Origin of the sequence: Binatus sp. (SeqCode) (assembly GCF_035272065.1) — a bacterium.
GTDB lineage: Bacteria > Desulfobacterota > Binatia > Binatales > Binataceae > Binatus.
This window is the reverse complement of record NZ_DATEQZ010000026.1, coordinates 15,764-33,567: the sequence shown is the minus strand read 5'-3', so window position 1 is coordinate 33,567 and position 17,804 is coordinate 15,764. Positions and strand designations below refer to the sequence as shown.

Sequence of the window (17,804 nt, the reverse complement as noted above, 5' to 3'; positions counted from 1 at the left end):
AATATCCATGCAGAAGATCGATCACTGGCAGGAATGCGGAAGCCTTGCCGTGCGAGACCGAGAAGGCCTCGAGCACCATCCAGCCCGCCGCGCTGGTAGCCTTAAATTCGAAAAGCAGGCGCGACTTGCCAACCCCCGGCTCGGCCATCGCGGCAACGATTTGCCCGTGCCCGGCCTTGGCCTGCTCGGCGGCCGCCTTCATGGCGTCCATTTCGCGCTGCCGGCCGACGAACTTCGTGAATCCGCGCCCGGCGGCTCGCTGGAGCCGCGTGGGCAGCGGTCCAAGACCGGTCACCTCATAGACGTTGACCGGTTCGCTCACGCCTTTGACTTTGCTCGGACCCAGCGACTTGAGCTGGAAATATCCCTCCACGAATTTGCGGGTCTGCTCGCTGATCGCGATCGACCCGGTCGGCGCGAGCGCCTGCATGCGTGATGCGAGATTGGTTGTATGGCCGATCGGCGCGTATTCGGTGTGGCTTTGGCCGGTGGCGATCGATCGAACCACGACCTCGCCGGTATTCACACCGACGCGTGCCTCGATCGGTAGGTTGCCGGCCTCGCGCAATCTCGCCGAATATTTTTTCAACTCCTCCTGCATGCGCAGTGCCGCATATAGCGCGCGCTGCGGATGATCCTCATGCGCAACCGGCGCGCCGAACAGCGCGAAGATGCCGTCGCCGGTGCTCTGCACGATGTAGCCGTCGTAGCGATGGACCGCGTCGATCATCAGCTTCAGCGCCGGATCGACGATGGCCCGCGCTTCTTCGGGGTCGAGATCCTGCTCGAGCTCGGTCGAGCCCTTGATGTCGGCGAAAAGAGCGGTGACGGTCTTGCGCTCGCCGTCGAGCGCTTCCGTTGAGCTACTCTCAGGCGCGATGCGCACCCCGGAGTCTAAACCGGGCGACGAAGAAGTTGCGGCTGGTGCTCGCGCATCATTGAGCGAAGCGCCGCACTTGCCGCAGAAGTCGGATGTCGGAGGGTTCTCCGCCTTGCACTTTGCGCAATGCTTCGCGAGCGCGTTCCCACACTTCGCGCAGAAGTTGTTTGTCGAGGGGTTATTCGTCCCGCATTTTGAGCAGCGCATCTCGACCCCTTTTCACGTGCTCAAGGCCGAGTATCGCGATTGGGCGGCCTAATTGAAAGACGCGGGACCTGGACAGCGGTGCGAAAACGCTCAGAGAGCGGATCGTGAGTGGGTCGAAACGAATCAGTACTGTCCCGTCTCGGGCTACGTCCGCTTCCAACTTTTCCTGAGCGCCGGAAATTGCGCAAAAAGCTCTAAGCAAGCAGACTCTCACGCCGCCGCCAGTGGATTTGCGCACCGTGCCGCCCGCCGCGACGAGAAAAAGCATAGACGGGGTGGGGTCTACGCGGCGCCCCTCCTACACGCTCACGGTGACGAGGGTGGCAGTGGTGACGACGATCCGCAAAGACCTACAAAATTCAGCAACCGACTAAGCACCTGCTCTATTACCCTGCCTGTCTCTCAAGAGAGTTTCAGAACCTCCCGTGTCCCACCTCTCTCCATCGTCTCTCGATTTTTGGAGGTATGCAGCACGGCACCCATGGGCATAAGGAACACTCCGGTTCCTGCCCTTGGGCGGACCTGATCGGCCGTCGAGCTGAGGCGCGTTTTCGACCCCTAACCAAGCCTCCAAAAAACCCCTGCTTTTGGTCGAAAGTTGGCACCTATTTGGCACCAGCGTTAGAAACCCACCAAACAAGCTGGCCGTGCGACCACGCCCTCGCTGAAGACAACGCTGAATTAAGCGCGCAAACTCAGAGTTTTTTGATGTCTGGCTCGAGCTCGACGCCAACCGGCACCAGCACGCGCACGACCATGTTGTAGAAGGCGACGTTCTGCACCAGTTCCATCAGGCGTCGCGTGTCGAGAAAGGTCTTCAGCGCATTCCAGGTTGCGTCGGTCACGCGCACGTTGTTGGTCGCCTCGACCGCATAGCGAATCACGGCGCGCTCGCTGTCGCTGAACTTCGGGGACTTCTCCCAATCGGCGAGCGCTTCGAGCTGCTCGCGCGAGACGCCGACGCGGCGTGCGATGTTCCAGTGATGCACGAACTCGTACTGCGCATCGGTGAGCCTGCCGACGGTGCAGATAGCGAGCTCACGGAGCTTTGGATCGAGCTCGGTCTTGTTGCGAAGCTCGCTGCCGATCTGGCAGAAGCGGCGGAGCAGGTTTGGCGTATGCGCGAGTGCCTTGAAAATGTTGCCGACGGTGCCGCCGCGCTCGGCGGCGAGGTTGTCGAAGATCACGCGGTCGGCTTCGGGAAGGTCTTCGCGATTCAGGTATGGTACGCGCGCCGCCATGTGTGCACCTCGCTATCTTGCGTCTCCGTTTGCATAGCCTGCGCTCGCGTTCAGAGCAGCGGCAGAATCTTGAATCGCGCGCAAAAGATGCGCGCTGTATAAGGACCCTCACCTTCGATCCTCTCCCTTGCAGGGAGAGGGGAAAAAACTCAGGCGAACAGCATCTCGGACATCGCGCCGCCGGGCGGAATCATCGGCATCACGGCTTCTTCCTTCGGGATCACGACGTCGATTAACACCGGGCCGGGCGTCGCGAATGCTTCTTTCATCGTCGCGACGAGGTCTTTCGATTTCTCGATTCGGAAGCCGCGCGCGCCGTACGCGTCGGCCAGCTTGACGAAATTCGGCACCGACATCGCGGAGTAGGAATACCGTTCGGCGTAGAACTTCTCCTGCCATTGGCGAACCATTCCGAGGAAGTAGTTATTGAGAATGATTACTTTGATATCTACTTTGTATTGGACCGCAGTACCCAGTTCCTGGATATTCATCTGGATCGAGCCGTCGCCAGAGACTACTACTACTTTCTTGTCGGGGGCGGCGAAGGTCGCACCGATTCCCGCGGGCAGTCCGTAACCCATGGTACCCAGTCCGCCCGAGGTCAGCCACGAGCGCGGATGCTCAAACGGGAACATCTGCGCTACCCACATCTGATGCTGTCCGACGTCAGTGGCTACTATGCAGTCGCCCTTGGTGATGTTGTGCATCTCGGCAATAACGTCGAGCGGGGAGACGCTCTCGCCACGATGACCGTTCTCGTAGAGCGGTTTCTCCTTCTGCCACTTGAGGATCTGCTGATGCCACTTGGTCCAGTCGGCGCGGCGCTTCGCTATACTCTCGCGGCCTTTGATCTGAGTCAGCATGTCAGTGAGGACTGACTTGATATCGCCGACAATAGGTATATCGACCTTGACGTTCTTCGAAATGGACGACGGATCGATGTCCATGTGGATAATCGTCTCGGCCTTCGGCGCGAATTCGGATATCTTGCCGGTGACGCGATCGTCGAAGCGCGCACCGACTGCGATTAGGCAGTCGGTGTTGCAGACCGCGGTGTTGGTACCGTACGAGCCGTGCATCCCGAGCATCCCGAGCCGTAGTGAGTCGGAGGCCGGGTACGAGCCCAGTCCCATCAAAGTCTCGGTAACTGGAATACCCAGTCCTTTAACCAGTTCGCGCAACTCGGACGCGGCGCCGGACCATTGCACGCCGCCGCCGACGTAGAACAGGGGAGTCGAGCTTTTCTCGATCGCTTCGATGGCGCGCTCGATTTGCCGGGGGTTGCCGCGAATCGTCGGCTTGTAGCCGCGCAGTTCAACTTTCTCGGAAAGGTGGAGGGCGTGCTCGGCCTGTTGCACGTCCTTGGGCAGATCGACCACGACCGGGCCGGGACGTCCGCTGCCGGCGATATAGAAGGCTTCCTTGATGATGCGCGAGATGTCCTTGACGTTCTTGACGAGGAAATTGTGCTTGGTGCACGGACGCGTGATGCCGACGAAGTCCGCTTCCTGGAAAGCGTCGTTGCCGATCATCGTGGTCGGGACCTGTCCCGACAGGACCACCATCGGGGTGGAGTCCATGTACGCATCGGCGATTCCGGTGACGGTGTTGGTCGCGCCGGGCCCGGAGGTAACGAGGACAACGCCGGGGCGTCCGCTGACGCGGGCATAGCCCTCGGCCATGTGGGTCGCGCCCTGTTCGTGGCGGACGAGGACGTGCTTGATCTTTGAGTCGAGTAGCGCATCGTAAGTTGGCAGGATGGCGCCGCCGGGATAACCGAAGATGACATCGACGCCTTCGGCGATCAGGCTCTCGATAACGATTTGTGCTCCTGTAAGTTTTTTCATTTACCGAATTTTGGGCAATTTTCCCTTGATTTGAGCCTACAAAGGTACACTACGCACGGATACCGGCACAACTTGTGCTGTTTCGGGCGAGCGGCGCCATCCGTTTTGCATACCTTACCTTGTGGTGAAGTGGCGCCTCGTACACCAAGGGTAGTTTCGTTCCGTCAAAATTGTGTTTCGAGCTTGCGTTGTCGTGCGCGAAAAGACGTGGGTGCTGAGCGAGTTTGGAGGATCCTGAGTGTTGGCCATACAGTAGGTTTAGCACGGCGGGCGCGCCGGGGTCAGGCTGAATAGTTCATCCCCCCCTGTGATAGAGGAGCGCTGCGCGATTTTCGGAAACCGGAACCGGCTTCGCTGGCGCGAAGCTGTCCAGATCCTTCCTGCCGCTCGCGTTGCTCGCTTCGTCAGGACGACAAGAGACTGCGCGCTGGCTGCGGTGTCCTAGATCTTGTCGGAGAAGAGGTCACGAAATCCGATGTTTCAGGTGCACGAATCCCGTACTCTCGACTGCATGAAAGTCCGCATCCTTGAACGCACGCAGATTGTGCCCAGACCGCTGGCCGAGACCTTCAGATTTTTCGCCGATCCGCACAATCTCCAGCGGCTTACGCCGGCGTTTCTGAATTTTAGATTTCTCTCGCCGCCGCCCGAAGTCATGCACCCCGGGACGGTGATCGACTACCAGATTCGGCTGTATGGCGTGCCGGTCCATTGGCGGACTCGGATTGAAATCGTCGAGGCGCCGAAGAAGTTTGTCGACGTGCAGGAGAAAGGGCCGTACGCGTTTTGGCGTCATAGCCATACGTTCAAGGACATTGGCGGCGAATCGACAGAGATGAAGGATCGGGTCGAGTATGCGATGCCGCTGGGGCCGCTCGGCGAGATTGGGTATTACCTGTTCGTCAAGCGAAGCCTCGCGCAGATTTTCGATCACAGAGAGAGCAAGCTCGCGGAGATTATGGGGGATAAATGGGCGCGAGCGATGCGCGGCAACCTAACCCGTTCCCTCGAGGGAAGGGGAAAAATCGCGTTGAGATTCTGCATGCGCCGCAGAACCGTCACTGGGAGTCGGAGCCGGGATTCTTCGCTCGAGCAGCTTTCGCTCTACAATGACACGAGAAAGACGACGCAAAAAAAGCGAGCAGCCAGGCTTTTGTGATGTGATCGCAGAACCCTCACCGCCGGCCGCGATGCGGCTGGCCGCCTCTCCCGTAAAGTAACGGGCTAGGTTGGATTCGGAGCCGACCGTGGCCTTCTCTAGTAATGCTCCGCGGGGGCGAAGTTGCCGCCGCCGGGTTGGGTGCCCATCACTTCGTAGGTCTGATTGTTGCCGGAGAACATGCCGCGCACGGTCAAGGTTTCGCCGGGTTGCATTTTTGCGAACGTGTCTTCGCCGATGCCGGTTACGTTGAAGTTTGGTTTGTATTGGCGAACCAATTCCCAGATGTCGGGCCAGTGGATGATGCCCCTGGGATCGTCAACGTAGGCGTCGTTCAGCACGAACTTGTAGGTCTTGCCGTCGACGCCCATCGTGACCACCTGCTGGTTGCCGAAAATTGTCCCCGGCGCGGGTTTGGTGATGACCAGGGTGGTGGTGAGCGGGATCATCATCGGGCGCATCTGCGCGTCTGTGCGAGTGGCAATAAACATGATTGCCGAAAGCGCGATCGCGAACATCGCGATTTTGGAAATAGTTTGTTTCATGCGGGTGACCTCGGGCCGCTCCTTGCCAAATCATAGGGAGCGCGGCGACGAACGATCAAGCAAGACGTTTTCGATACGAACCTAACCACTGTAAGATAAGCGCCGACGCACTATCGGAGGACTCATGAGACTGTTTTCGCTTCAATTCGCGGCTGGAACCCTGTTGGCGGTTATGCTGTGCGCGTTGGCGCCGGCGCAAGCCGCGGTCAAACCCGGCGATGTGATCACGAAGGACAACGCATATAAGGTGGCCGCGCTGCTCAGCCCCGGCAATTACGTATTGGTGCAGGAGGGCATGCAGCTGAGGATTGTGCCGACCGACAAGCTCGATTGGCCGCCGCCGTTCAAATCCGCGACCGAGCAGTACTCGCCGCAGGTCCAGCTTGGGCCGGACGGCACGCTGAAGGGTTATGTCGCGGGGCAACCGTTTCCGCTGCTCGATCCGAATGATCCGCAGATGGCGACCAAGGTGATGTGGAATTTCAGTTACCGGCCGCTGTACAGCGACGACATCGATATGCGGTATCCAGAGGTTGCCACCTTCGACAAACGCGCCTCCGGCTGGCCGCTGAGCTACTACACGGTGGGGCACTTCGCGTTCTACAACAATATCGGCCGGATCGAAGTGCCGCCGATACCGACCGATCCCGACGCCCGGGCCAGCGGCCTTCGTTACCGCTTTGGCTTCTTTCCATTCCTCGAGCCGACCGCATTGAGGGGCTACGGGATGACACGGGAACGTTATATCGATCCCAAAAAAGAGGACAACGTCTGGGTGTACAGTCCGGGAACACGCAAGTTGCGCCGTGAATCGGCGGGGCTGCTCGCGGACAGTACGGGGGCGTTGGGGGGATTCGGCGGCGGCGGGGGTGGCGGCGGTATGGGCGGGGGCGGCATGGGAGGAGTGAGCGGAGCGACGGCCTACGCCAATACGCTCGATGCGGATTCGTACTTCGGCTTTTCGGCGAAGATAGAAGACTTCACTTACCGCTTCCTGGGCGAGAAGGAGATGCTGGCGTCAGTGCACGCCGAGCATTCGCCGGCGCCGCAATGCCCGTTCGATGGCGGCAAGACGATCTGCCCCGAGAACTGGGAGCTACGGCATCTGTACGTGATCGAGGCGAACGTGAAGCCGGGTCTGGGTACGACGATACCCAAGCGAATCCTCTATATCGACTCGGAAGGATGGTTCGTGACGGCGTCGGATCAGTACGATCGCGAAGGCAAACTGTGGAAGACGATCGCGACCTTCAATACTTATCGCGACCGGCCGGTGCCCGACGCGAGAGTCGCCATCTATCCATACAAGCGGATGTTCCAGGTCGGGCTGGTGGATGAAGATCTCGTCAGCGGCTACAGCTCAGTGGTTTATATGCCAGGAAAGACCGCGCCCGATCGTGAATGCTGGTATATCGACATGGGAGTCGTGACCAACACTTTCCTCTCGCCGCAGGCACTGTCCAGAGAGGGGCACTGAACGGAAAGAATCGCGGACTATAGCTGCAGAACGAAGCGGATGTCGCCCAAGCGCAGGCGGCTGCCGGCGCTGAGAAAGGCCGAGCCGTGGATCTGGCGATCGTCGACGTAGCTGCCGTTGGTCGAATTCAGGTCCATCAGCTCGAAGCCACCGTCGCGGCGTATCAGGCGCGCGTGCTGCCGCGACACGCTGGCGTGCGGAATGACGACGTCGTTGTCCTCGCCGCGGCCGATGGATATCTCGTCCTTCATCAGCGAGTATTCGGCCGGCACCGGATCGATGCGATCGACGGCGACCAGCCGCGCGCCCTGGGTATTTCCCGCGCCGCGAGGTGCGGTGATCGGCGATTGCGGCGGTCGTGCAGGCGCGCGCTGCGCGGTGCGCGCCGCCGGCGCAGGGGAGGACGGTATCCGGATTGAGGGTGCGCCCTGCGCCTCGACAATAGCTTTCAGTTCTTCAGGCGAGACCCCGAACCTCATTCGCGAGAGCCCGAACAGCCCGAGGATTGCGATCAGCGGCACCGCGCCGTTCCACCAGTTGAAGGAGAATTGCTTAAGGCCCGTGCCGGTCGAGTTTCCGCCGCCCGCGCCCGAGTCCTCGGGCACGTTGATCGCGGCGCCACCGAGGCCGCGCACCTGGTACGAGGTCTCAGCGTCGCCCGCTTCGCTGTTGTAGTCGATCTTCAACTGGACACTGCGATTGGTACCGTCTTCAATCGGCCGCGGGGTCCGATAGGTCAGCGAATACTCGGTCGCGATCGAATGGCCGATTTCGCGCACCAGCGACGCGAACCGCCCTTCCTCTGTGATGATATTGTACGAACGGCCGTGAGTCGCATCGACGATTTCCTGGTACGCGGGCTCGATGAACGGCGGCGGCACCACCGCGTACAGAGTGAGCCCATTTTTCTTGAGCATCTCGGCGACCTTGTCGCCGGTCTCCTCGGTGACGTCATTGTCGCCCGGATGATGGTCGCGGTAGGCCTGATCGCCGCCGCGGTCGGGGCCGTCCCCAGCCTTATGGCAGGGAGCGTCTGTGATGAGGATCAGAATGGCTTGCGCTTCGGGGCGGAACGGCAAGGTCGAGGCATACGCGAGTGCGTCGAGCTGGTCCTCGGGGATGTCGCCGCCGCCGCCCGCGTGCAAGGTGCCGACCCAACTGACGAACTTGTTGACGTCGGAGGTCAACGCGTTGCGATAGTCGCAATTGCAGTCGGGATACTGGGAAACGACGTAGTCCTCGAAGGTGACGAGGCCAAGACGATAGTCGCGATTGTTCGCGGCGAGGTCGTGGGCGAACGCGATCATGTTCTGCTTGACCGCGTCGATATAAGGTTGCATCGACTCCGTTACGTCGATGACGAAGACGATGTCGGTCGGGCGGCCCTGGCCGACGCCGCGAAAATCGATAATCTTGGCTTCCTTGCCGTCTTCGAAGACTTTCACGTTGTCGGGACGCAGGTTGCCGACCGGATTGCCATTCTCGTCGGTCAAACCGAAGTCGAGCTGGACGCCGCCGTCGGCATCGAAATGCTCGAGGCCCGGATTGCCAGTGGTGATTTTCAAGCTCGCGCCGGCCACAGTCGCCCGAGCCGCGACGAAGAGCAGAAAAAGAAGTGCGAGGATGCAGCGGCGGGGGTTTCTATTCGAGGAGTTCATCGATGGCAGTAATTCTCCGGATCGGGAAGGCAATCAGTCAAGCTCCGTGATCGATTTGACGTTCGCGTAAGCCAATGTATTCTTGCCTTCGCACACCGGTTAGGTTATCCCAATCGCTGACCGAATTCTTCTTTGATGGATTCCGAGTGAAAGATTTTTTTGTGCATCGGACTGCTCGCGGCCGGATAATACCTTTCTTCATCGTGATTTGCTTGCTGCTGGGCGGAGCCGAACCGGCCCGGGCCGGCAAAAACGCGTCGGTCGTAGTGGGATTTGTCGGTGTTCCGCCGCCGGGATTTCAAAACGTTCTACTCAATGTTCAATCAGTTCGCCTCAATAGCAACGCGAGCGCGGGGCCCGGCAGCGGCAAATGGCAGAACATTCCGACGCCGCCCGGGATTGGAGGCAACGGCCAGCTGGCGGAGCTGCAGATCGATCTCAACACTTCGCAAAACGTACCCCAGCTCTTCAACACTGCCGGCGTGCAGGCTAATACCTACCACGTCGCCCAGATATTGCTCGATACGACCAATCCCGGCGAGTTGATCCCGAACTGTCCGCTGGCGCCGCCCGCCGGCAACAACAGCAGTGACGGATGCATCGCTTACCCCATCACGTTGAATAACGGCAACGTCATATCGGTGTCGGACACGAGTCCGGGCGGGCTGGTCGCGCCGGGAAATGGAAAACTGGCGCCGTTGGTCCTGCAACTATCGATGGTGGTCAATCAGGCGCCGACGGGTCCGGGCGGTGCGTACCTGGTGAGCGTCACGCTGAACACGCTTCCAATTTCAGTGCTCGGTACAGTCACGGGATCGGTAAACGTCAACAAAGGCACGGGCACGAGCAGCACGACGACGAAAGTCCGCAAATTGGCGGTGACAGCGGAAGCGATCGGAACAGGGACCGAAATTGCGAGCGCTAAGGTGCACAACGGCCAGTACACCCTGTCCCTCCCCGCGGCGGGCGGCATGTTGGCGTCGCCAAATGGGTTTGGAACCCTCTATGACCTCGCAGTGGCCGGCGGCGGAGACACCTATGCGGCGGAACGGTTGGTGCCGCTATACCCGGGCCAATCGATAACCGCCGATTTCACGGGTGCAAATAGCCTCACCGGAAACCAGACGCTTGGCAATATCACCGGTCAGATAACCGACAATTGTGTCGCCAATAAGCCCATCATCGGTGCGACGCTGCAATTGCTGATTCCGCCCGTTAACAACCTTACGGCTGACTGCCTGCTGACTCCTGATCAATGCGTCACCGTCGCGACCGCGAATACCGACAACGCAGGCGACTTCCCGCTGCCGGGAACTATCACTATCCCGCCGGAGTTCCAAAACGTTCCGGTGCCGCCGAAGAAGGGCAGCTATGTGATGGAGATCAGCGCGCCTGGTTACGATACTTTGCTGGTCCAGGCAATTCCGAGCTCGGGCGCCGGCAAGAAAAGCGGTGGCACTTGCACCACCGGTCCCACCAGCACCACTTTCGGCCCGTGTAACCTGGCACTGAACACGGGATATATCACCGGCACCATCCCGATATTTCCGCCGCCCTCAGGGCAGACCACCTTGGTCGAAGTTTTTGCCGAAGACACGGGTACCAACAATATTCAAAGCGCGCTCCAGATGCCCGTTATTGTCAAGAACTCAAACCCTGGCTCGGTCAATTTTACCTTGAACGTTCCGACGACGCCTTTTCCGCTGGAGGCCGTCAGAACGTTCGATCTGTTCGCGACAACGATCGATCTTTATCAGGGGTCCTCCGACCCATATCAAGGCCACACCATCGCGGTGATGTCTGGCGTGACGGGGCCAATACCGCCGACAATGCCGGGAGCATGCAGTACCACGACGGCTACTTTTCCCGTCGAACAAACCATCAACTGCATTGGTCACGGCAGCGTCATCGGTAATGTCGCCAACGCCAATCTCGGCTCTTCGGTAGTCTTGTCGAAAGAAGACCTGGCGGCGATGGAGGATGTGCAGATAACAAGCAGTCTTGTGCAAGATCAGGCGCCGCTTCCCGGTTCGAGCAACAGATACGGTTTCTGCGCTCCTGCGGACACTTACCAGATCCAAGAGTTTCAGCTTCCGGTACCCGAGCCCAGCGTGGTGCCCATTGCGATTCCTTCGCCGGAGCCGGTCGACGGAACCCAAGCGACCGTCATCATTCCGCCCGCACCGCTAGCCGGTGGGCCGAGTCCGACGCCAACGCCGGCGATCAAATGCCCGACCACCTGCTCGAATCCCGATGGCTCATGCCCGGGCATCTGCAACACCGTCATTCAGCCGTTACCGCCGCTCCCGACGCCGACGGCGACACCAACACCGTGAGCGCGATGGCAAGCCGGGCGATGCGGCATCTCGCGCGGACCTTGTTGTCGATGGGCGTGATCGGCGCGGCGCTCGCGGTTTCAGTCGCGGCCTGCAACAACCAGACTGGATTTTCCGGGAGCGTCGGCAACACGCCCAACGGCCCGAAGCTGACGTCGTATGAGATCCTCGGCGCCGTAGGCACGCCATTCACCGCGACCGTATCGGACACGCGATCGTCCTGGACGCTGCAGGGCAACGTCCCGCTTAGCATCGTGATCTGCAACAACGTCCTGCCGGCCGCCGTTGTCGCGACTAAAACCACCAGCAGCACCAACCTGCTGAGCGTCGAAATAATCACCGGCAACCACGTGGCCCAGCTGCAGTCCACCAGCGCGCCCTTCGGCAGCGTGTCGGTGCAGATCGGAGGTGTTCTCGGCACGATCGCGTCGCCTGCGGATCCGGACCTGCGGATTTTCCTGAGCGGTCCGCTCAATGAACACTACCAGGCGCTGGTCGAGGACATCCAAACGGGATTCATAATCCAGTCGCGCGCGCCGACGTTGATCCTGTTCGACACGCCGGACGGAAAAGTGGACGCCACCTTTTATGGCAGCCAGGATTTCGGGACTTTTACCGCGAACATGACGTTCTGCACGCCAACGATGCCCGGCCAGCCATGCGTCCCCCAAGTCGTGGCTAGCGAGAAGAAAGGTCCGAATCTGACGATCCGCCAGCCCTGACTCGTGCCGCGCGTTGAGTCATCGTCCGCCTGGCGCGCGATCCGCCGAATCGCCCCAGCTACATTTGACAGCCTCCCGCATTCGTCATACTTAGCCTCTGTAACAAGTCAGTGACGCGAGCAACGCACCTGGATCTTCCCGCCCCTGAAATCATTCTATGAACTCGCAGCTAGTGCGCCGGGTACTGTTGGTAGTGGTCATAATTGCGATCGCCGCCGCCGCGATTCCGGGCTTTCACTACTACCGATACATCGAGAGCCACGTCACCACCGACGACGCTTACGTTGACGGGACGGTCGCGCTGGTTTCCTCGCGCGTCGCCGGCACCGTCACCAACGTTTACGTCGAGGACAACTGGACGGTGAAGGAAGGGCAGTTGTTGTTGACGCTTGATCAGCGCGACTTCGACGTCAAGGTCGAGCAGGCGCAGGCTCAGCTGGAGCGCGCAAAGCAGTCGGTCGATGAGCTGTACGCGGGAGTTCAAGCCGCGCGGTCGGGCGTGTCGCTGGTGCAGTCGCAGCTGAAACAGGCGAGGATCGATTTCGAACGCGCCAAGTCGCTGAAGGAACAGGGCGTGGTTTCCGCTCAGCAATTCGATCAGGCCAACACCGGATTGCGCATCGCGGTCGCCGATGAAGCATTGGCGGAGCATCAGTTGACGCAGGCTGAGGCCGCTCTGGGCACGCAGCACGACGACCAATCACGCTACGGCCGTCCGGTCGTCAAGCAGGCCGAGGCCGCTCTGGGAGCGGCCAAGCTCGATCTCGGCTACACGAAACTGACAGCGCCGTTCGCCGGCGTCGTGACGCACAAGACCGCCCACGTCGGCAATCGGGTCCAGGTCGGCGAGCCGCTACTCGCAGTCGTCCCGCTCGGCAAGCTCTACATCACGGCAAACTTCAAGGAGACCCAGCTGACCGACGTGCGCGTCGGGCAGAAGGCCGAGATCGCGGCGGACATCTATCCCGGCTACACCTACAATGGACACGTCGATTCGATCAGCATGGGCACCGGCGCGGCGTTCTCACTGCTGCCGCCGGAGAACGCGACCGGCAACTGGGTCAAGGTCGTGCAGCGGGTGCCGGTCAAGATGGTGATCGAGGGTCCGGTGCCCGAAGACAAGCCGCTGCGGCTGGGACTGTCGGTCGAAGTAGCGATCGATCTGGGCGATCGCAGCGGACCGCTGCTGTCCTCGATGGTGCAACAGCATTATCAGAAAGACGGCCAGACGCTGCCCAACGAGACTCTGAAGATGGCGCCGATGCCCCCGTCGCCAACCGAACCCGCGCCCGACACCAGCACGCAACATTCAATGCAACTGCCGCATTAGACCTGACACGCGTGTCAGGTCAATTGCGCCTGATTCCCGTGTGTACTACGCTGCGGTTCGCGCGGATTTTCCGCCCGCGTTTGTCCAATGATCGATCCGCACGACATCGCGCAACGGCTCTCAGCATACCTCGGAGCGCCGGTCGTGCGCCTGAGCGTCCTCGCCAGCGGATGGGAAACCACGGTCTTCGAGTTCACACTCGAGGCGGCGTCGAAGCGGTTCGCGTCCATCCCGGTCGGGGTGCCGATGGTTTTGCGCTTCTATCAGGGCTCTGCCGCCGACGCCAAAGGCAATCGTGAACACACCACCATCGATCGCCTGTTCGCCGCCGGCTATCCCGTCCCGCGCCCCTACGCCTTCGAGGCTGACCACCACGCGCTTGGCGCGCCGTTCCTCATCATGCAGCGGCTGGCGGGCGGTCCGCTGTTCACCGTCCGCAGCTTTCCGAGCGCGTTCAAGACTTTCTCGATGGCGTTTTTTTCTTTCGTCCGCACACAGTCGAAACTCCACAAATTCGATCCCGCTAGCGCGGGCCTGCGTGAGATTCCGCGCGCGTATGCGCCGATCGGTGACGCCGCCGCCGGTTCCCCGCTCCTCGATCGCGTGCTCGCGATCATCGCCAATCGCGTCGAGACCGGGCCGCTGCCCGGTCTGCGCAAGGCGCTGAATCTCGTGACCGAACGCGCGCTTAAATTTCGCCGCAGCCCGGATTCTCTCGTGCACATGGACTACCATCCGCTGAACGTGATGGTGGAGGGAGTGCGCGTGACCGGCGTGATCGATTGGGTGAATACCGATGTCGGCGATCGCCATCTCGACGCCGCGATGACGGCTGTGATTCTGTCGTCGTCGGCGCTCGAGAAGCCGCGATGGATGCGCGACAACATCGTCGGCAACGGGCTGCGCGCGAGCTTCGCGGCGTTGTACATGCCGCTCTACCATGCGATGGCGCCGATGGACTTCGAGCGCTTCCGCTACTGCCAGGCGGTCGCGGCGCTGCTGCGGCTCTCGATGCTCGGGATGATGCGCGCGCGCGGTCCGGAGGTCGTCGGCTTCCGCCGCGAGGCGATTGACGAAGTCACGCCCGCGGTCGTGAGGCTGCTGAGCCGCTACGCCACCCGCAAGAGCGGCGCGTCCGTCCGCCTCGATGCGCCCGCGCCGCAACCGGCCTGAGCCGCGCTCGCGCGCCTATCGCATTCAGCTGAGAAAATCTGTAACTGATCGGGGATGCGAAAGTGTTATGCGACCGCGATGGTGTTGATTAGCTGGTACCTGATGCTGCCGCCGCCGGTCTTCCCGCCGGTGAAGGACGCGTCGGGCGATTACAAGATGAACAGTGCGGCGCCAATGTCGCAGTGGATCAAGTTCAAAACGCTCAAATCCGAAGGCGCGTGCAAGGCGCAACTGAAGAAGATGCAGCCGTTCTACAAATGCGTCGCGAGCGACGACCCCGCGTTGAAAGGTCCCGCGCATTCGCCGGTTGGCGCTCCGAGCGTATCGACTCTCTCAGGCGCGGCTGGCAGCCACACGCAATAGGCGCGATCGCTCACGCGCGAATCAGTTCGCGCAGCACGAACGGCAGGATTCCGCCGTGCCGGATGTACTCGACCTCCTCGGGCGTGTCCGCGCGCATCGTCACCTCGAACTCGATCGTCTTGCCGCCGGATTCCGCACGCACCTTCAACGTCTGGCGCGGCTTGATTCCCGCCTTCAGTCCGGTGATCGAAAAAACTTCCTGCCCGGTGAGTCCTAGCTTCTGCCGATTCTCGCCCGCCTTGAACTCCAGCGCGAGCACGCCCATCCCAATCAGGTTGCTGCGATGGATTCGCTCGAAGTTCTCGGCGATCACCGCGCGCACGCCGAGCAGTTGCACGCCTTTGGCGGCCCAATCGCGCGACGAGCCGGTGCCGTATTCCTTGCCCGCAATCACGATTAGCGGAACGCCTTCTTTGCGGTAGCGCTCCGACGCGTCGAAAATCGTCATCTTCTCGCCGTCCGGCTGATGCGCGGTGAAGCCACCCTCGACGCCGGACACCATCAGGTTTTTGAGCCGGATATTCGCGAGCGTCCCGCGCATCATCACTTCATGGTTTCCGCGCCGCGCGCCGTACGAGTTGAAATCCTTGGGCTGCACACCGCGCTCGATCAGATACTTGCCCGCCGGACTGTCGGCGCCGATCGAGCCCGCCGGTGAAATATGATCAGTGGTCACGCTGTCGCCCAACACAGCCAGCGCGCGCGCTCCGTTGATATCGGTGAACTCGCCAACCTTCGCAGTCACACCGTCGAAAAACGGCGGCGCCTTGACGTACAGCGAATCCTCCGCCCAGCGGAACAGGTTGCCCTCCGGGACCTTGAGGCTCTTCCATCGCTCGTCGCCCTCGAACACCTGGCCGTACTCGCTCTTGAACAACGAGGCGTGAACCGAACCCGCCACCGCCGCCGCGACTTCCTCCTGCGAAGGCCAGATGTCGCGCAGGTACACCGGACGTCCGTCGGAACCCGTGCCGAGCGGCTGATGCTCGACGTCGATGTCCATTGTGCCCGCGATCGCGTACGCGACCACCAGCGGCGGCGACGCCAGGTAGTTGAATCGCACGGCGGGATTGATGCGCCCCTCGAAATTGCGATTGCCGCTGAGGATCGCGCACGCCACCAGGTTGCCCTGCTTGATCGCGTCGGCAAGCGCCTCATCTATCGGCCCGCTGTTGCCGATACACGTGGTGCATCCGTAACCGACCAGGTTGAAGCGCAGCTTCTCGAGCGACTCCGTGAGCCCCGCGCGCTTGAGGTACTGCGTGACGACCTTCGATCCCGGCGCGAGGCTGGTCTTCACCCACGGCTTCACTGTTAGCCCGCGCGCAACGGCTTTCTTCGCGAGAATTCCCGCCGCCAGCATCACGGAAGGATTCGAAGTGTTGGTGCAGCTCGTGATCGCGGCAATCACGATCGAGCCGTGCGTCAATGGAAACTTCCCCGCCTCGGAATGCACTTCGACCTTGTGCGCGATATGCCCGAGCTTCGATTCGAGAATTGTCCCCTCGCCCGCCGTCGCAGCATTGCCGCCCTCAGCCACCCACTCCGCCAGTGCCGCGCGATCGACGCTCGGATGCTCAGCGAACTCCTTGCCGAGCTCGCGACGGAAATCGCTTTTCGCCGCCGTCAGCGCGACTCGATCCTGTGGACGGCGCGGCCCCGCCATGCTCGGCACGACGCTGCCGAGATCGAGCTCGAGCGTGTCGGAAAATTTTGGCTCGGGGGCATCGGGCGAATTGAACAGTCCCTGCGCCTTGCAGTAGGCCTCGATCAGTTTGATCTGGCTGTCGCTGCGTCCGGTCAGCCGCAAATACGCGAGCGTCTGATCGTCGACCGGAAAATATCCCATCGTCGCGCCGTATTCGGGTGACATGTTGCCAAGCGTCGCGCGATCCGCGACCGGCAGCGACTTAAGGCCCGGCCCGAAGTACTCGACGAACTTGCCGACCACGCCCTTCTTGCGCAGCATCTGCGTGACCGTGAGCACCAGGTCGGTCGCGGTCGCGCCGGGACGCAGCCTGCCAGCGAGGCAAAACCCGATCACTTCGGGAATCAGCATCGGCATCGAGCGCCCGAGCATCGCGGCCTCGGCTTCGATTCCGCCGACACCCCATCCGACGACGCCGAGACCGTTGATCATCGTCGTGTGCGAATCGGTGCCGATAACGGTGTCGGGATACGCCTCGCCCTTATCCGACGCGAAAACCACCGGCGCGAGATATTCGAGATTCACCTGATGAACGATCCCGGTGTCGGGCGGCACGACGCGGAAATTGTCGAAGGCGCCCTGTCCCCAGCGCAGAAACAGGTAGCGCTCCTGATTGCGATCGAATTCCAGTTGCGCATTGGCCGCGAACGCGCCCGCGGTGCCGAACGAATCGACCTGCACAGAATGATCGATCACCAAATCAACCGGCTGCAGCGGCCTTACCTTGTCGGGATTGCCGCCGAGCTTTTTGATCGCGTCGCGCATCACCGCCAGGTCTGCAACGACGGGCACGCCGGTAAAATCCTGCAAGAGCACGCGCGCCGGCATGAACGAGACTTCGCGCTCGCCGCCCTTGCCGTTCCATCGGGCCAGCGCCTCAATCTGCCCGGTCGTCACGATCACGCCGTCCTCTCGCCGCAGCACGTTCTCGATCATCACCTTGATCGAATACGGCATCCGCGCGAGCGAGAACCCATGCTTCTCAAGCGCGTCGAGCTTGTAGATCGTGTAGCTATTGCCATCAACCGTAAGCGTCGAACGAGCACCGAAACTGTTGGTCGCCATTGATAGAGCCCTACCCTCCTGACGCGCTTGTGACGATGATCGGACGCGGGTGTCGAAACCCGACGCGCCAGCCAATCCGATTCAATTTGCTAT

At 61.1% G+C, this 17,804-nt stretch carries 13 protein-coding genes and 1 pseudogene; 7 read left to right on the top strand and 7 right to left on the bottom strand.

From position 1 onward, the window contains the following. From VJX68_RS04195 to ilvB, 4 genes and pseudogenes are all read right to left on the bottom strand, one after another. Positions 1–886: adenylate/guanylate cyclase domain-containing protein (locus tag VJX68_RS04195; RefSeq protein ID WP_324094403.1), on the bottom strand; the 886-nt coding region annotated here is incomplete at its 3' end. A gap of 123 nt (positions 887–1,009) precedes the next feature. Beyond that, positions 1,010–1,087 (bottom strand): annotated as a pseudogene (locus tag VJX68_RS19280) (zinc-ribbon domain-containing protein); the annotation flags it as partial. A gap of 695 nt (positions 1,088–1,782) precedes the next feature. Continuing rightward, a complete protein-coding gene (locus VJX68_RS04185; RefSeq protein ID WP_324094401.1) occupies positions 1,783–2,328 on the bottom strand; it encodes a carboxymuconolactone decarboxylase family protein in 546 nt (181 codons plus the stop codon). A gap of 149 nt (positions 2,329–2,477) precedes the next feature. Continuing rightward, a complete protein-coding gene (gene ilvB / locus VJX68_RS04180) occupies positions 2,478–4,175 on the bottom strand; it encodes a biosynthetic-type acetolactate synthase large subunit (RefSeq protein WP_324094400.1) in 1,698 nt (565 codons plus the stop codon). A gap of 511 nt (positions 4,176–4,686) precedes the next feature. Here ilvB and VJX68_RS04175 point away from each other — a divergent pair. Beyond that, positions 4,687–5,334 (top strand): SRPBCC family protein, encoded by a 648-nt coding sequence (locus tag VJX68_RS04175; RefSeq protein WP_324094399.1) that lies wholly within the window; start codon positions 4,687–4,689, stop codon positions 5,332–5,334. Positions 5,335–5,432: 98 nt separating this feature from the next. Here the strand turns inward: VJX68_RS04175 and VJX68_RS04170 are convergent, their stop codons facing one another. Next, positions 5,433–5,879 (bottom strand): hypothetical protein, encoded by a 447-nt coding sequence (locus tag VJX68_RS04170; RefSeq protein WP_324094398.1) that lies wholly within the window; start codon positions 5,877–5,879, stop codon positions 5,433–5,435. A gap of 124 nt (positions 5,880–6,003) precedes the next feature. On the opposite strand from VJX68_RS04170, the gene VJX68_RS04165 reads away from it, so the two are divergent. Then, positions 6,004–7,356, top strand: coding sequence for a DUF1329 domain-containing protein (locus tag VJX68_RS04165; protein ID WP_324094397.1), 1,353 nt, complete (start codon positions 6,004–6,006; stop codon positions 7,354–7,356). A 17-nt stretch (positions 7,357–7,373) separates the two neighbouring features. On the opposite strand, the gene VJX68_RS04160 is transcribed toward VJX68_RS04165, so the two are convergent. Next, positions 7,374–9,014: an FHA domain-containing protein gene (locus VJX68_RS04160; RefSeq protein WP_324094396.1), complete on the bottom strand. Its 1,641-nt coding sequence runs from the start codon at positions 9,012–9,014 to the stop codon at positions 7,374–7,376. 203 nt (positions 9,015–9,217) lie between these two features. Here VJX68_RS04160 and VJX68_RS04155 point away from each other — a divergent pair, with 203 nt between their 5' ends. The 5 genes from VJX68_RS04155 (at position 9,218) to VJX68_RS04135 (ending at position 14,938) form a co-directional block, all read left to right on the top strand. Beyond that, entirely contained in the window at positions 9,218–11,350 is a 2,133-nt protein-coding gene (locus tag VJX68_RS04155; protein WP_324094395.1) for a hypothetical protein, read from the top strand. Next, positions 11,275–12,072, top strand: a complete 798-nt coding sequence (locus tag VJX68_RS04150) for a hypothetical protein (protein WP_324094394.1) — start codon at positions 11,275–11,277, stop codon at positions 12,070–12,072. The genes VJX68_RS04155 and VJX68_RS04150 overlap by 76 nt, the downstream gene beginning before the upstream one ends. Positions 12,073–12,229: 157 nt before the next feature. Next, positions 12,230–13,402, top strand: coding sequence for an HlyD family secretion protein (locus tag VJX68_RS04145; protein WP_324094393.1), 1,173 nt, complete (start codon positions 12,230–12,232; stop codon positions 13,400–13,402). A gap of 87 nt (positions 13,403–13,489) precedes the next feature. Continuing rightward, entirely contained in the window at positions 13,490–14,575 is a 1,086-nt protein-coding gene (locus tag VJX68_RS04140) for an aminoglycoside phosphotransferase family protein (RefSeq protein WP_324094392.1), read from the top strand. 54 nt (positions 14,576–14,629) lie between these two features. Beyond that, positions 14,630–14,938 carry a hypothetical protein gene (locus VJX68_RS04135; protein WP_324094391.1) on the top strand — a complete coding sequence of 103 codons (309 nt, stop codon included), beginning with the start codon at positions 14,630–14,632 and terminating at the stop codon, positions 14,936–14,938. A 10-nt stretch (positions 14,939–14,948) separates the two neighbouring features. On the opposite strand, the gene acnA is transcribed toward VJX68_RS04135, so the two are convergent. Next, on the bottom strand, positions 14,949–17,711 hold the full coding sequence (gene acnA, locus VJX68_RS04130; protein ID WP_324094390.1) for an aconitate hydratase AcnA: 2,763 nt from the start codon (positions 17,709–17,711) through the stop codon (positions 14,949–14,951). Positions 17,712–17,804: the final 93 nt, after the last annotated feature.

Bases quoted from the DNA above. Each gene is read 5' to 3' on its own strand.
- VJX68_RS04150 (WP_324094394.1), top strand. From the start codon at position 11,275: ATGCCCGGGCATCTGCAACACCGTCATTCAGCCGTTACCGCCGCTCCC.
- VJX68_RS04140 (WP_324094392.1), top strand. From the start codon at position 13,490: ATGATCGATCCGCACGACATCGCGCAACGGCTCTCAGCATACCTCGGA.
- acnA (WP_324094390.1), bottom strand. From the start codon at position 17,711: ATGGCGACCAACAGTTTCGGTGCTCGTTCGACGCTTACGGTTGATGGC.
- VJX68_RS04135 (WP_324094391.1), top strand. From the start codon at position 14,630: ATGCGAAAGTGTTATGCGACCGCGATGGTGTTGATTAGCTGGTACCTG.
- ilvB (WP_324094400.1), bottom strand. From the start codon at position 4,175: ATGAAAAAACTTACAGGAGCACAAATCGTTATCGAGAGCCTGATCGCC.
- VJX68_RS04185 (WP_324094401.1), bottom strand. From the start codon at position 2,328: ATGGCGGCGCGCGTACCATACCTGAATCGCGAAGACCTTCCCGAAGCC.
- VJX68_RS04170 (WP_324094398.1), bottom strand. From the start codon at position 5,879: ATGAAACAAACTATTTCCAAAATCGCGATGTTCGCGATCGCGCTTTCG.
- VJX68_RS04145 (WP_324094393.1), top strand. From the start codon at position 12,230: ATGAACTCGCAGCTAGTGCGCCGGGTACTGTTGGTAGTGGTCATAATT.
- VJX68_RS04165 (WP_324094397.1), top strand. From the start codon at position 6,004: ATGAGACTGTTTTCGCTTCAATTCGCGGCTGGAACCCTGTTGGCGGTT.
- VJX68_RS04175 (WP_324094399.1), top strand. From the start codon at position 4,687: ATGAAAGTCCGCATCCTTGAACGCACGCAGATTGTGCCCAGACCGCTG.
- VJX68_RS04160 (WP_324094396.1), bottom strand. From the start codon at position 9,014: ATGAACTCCTCGAATAGAAACCCCCGCCGCTGCATCCTCGCACTTCTT.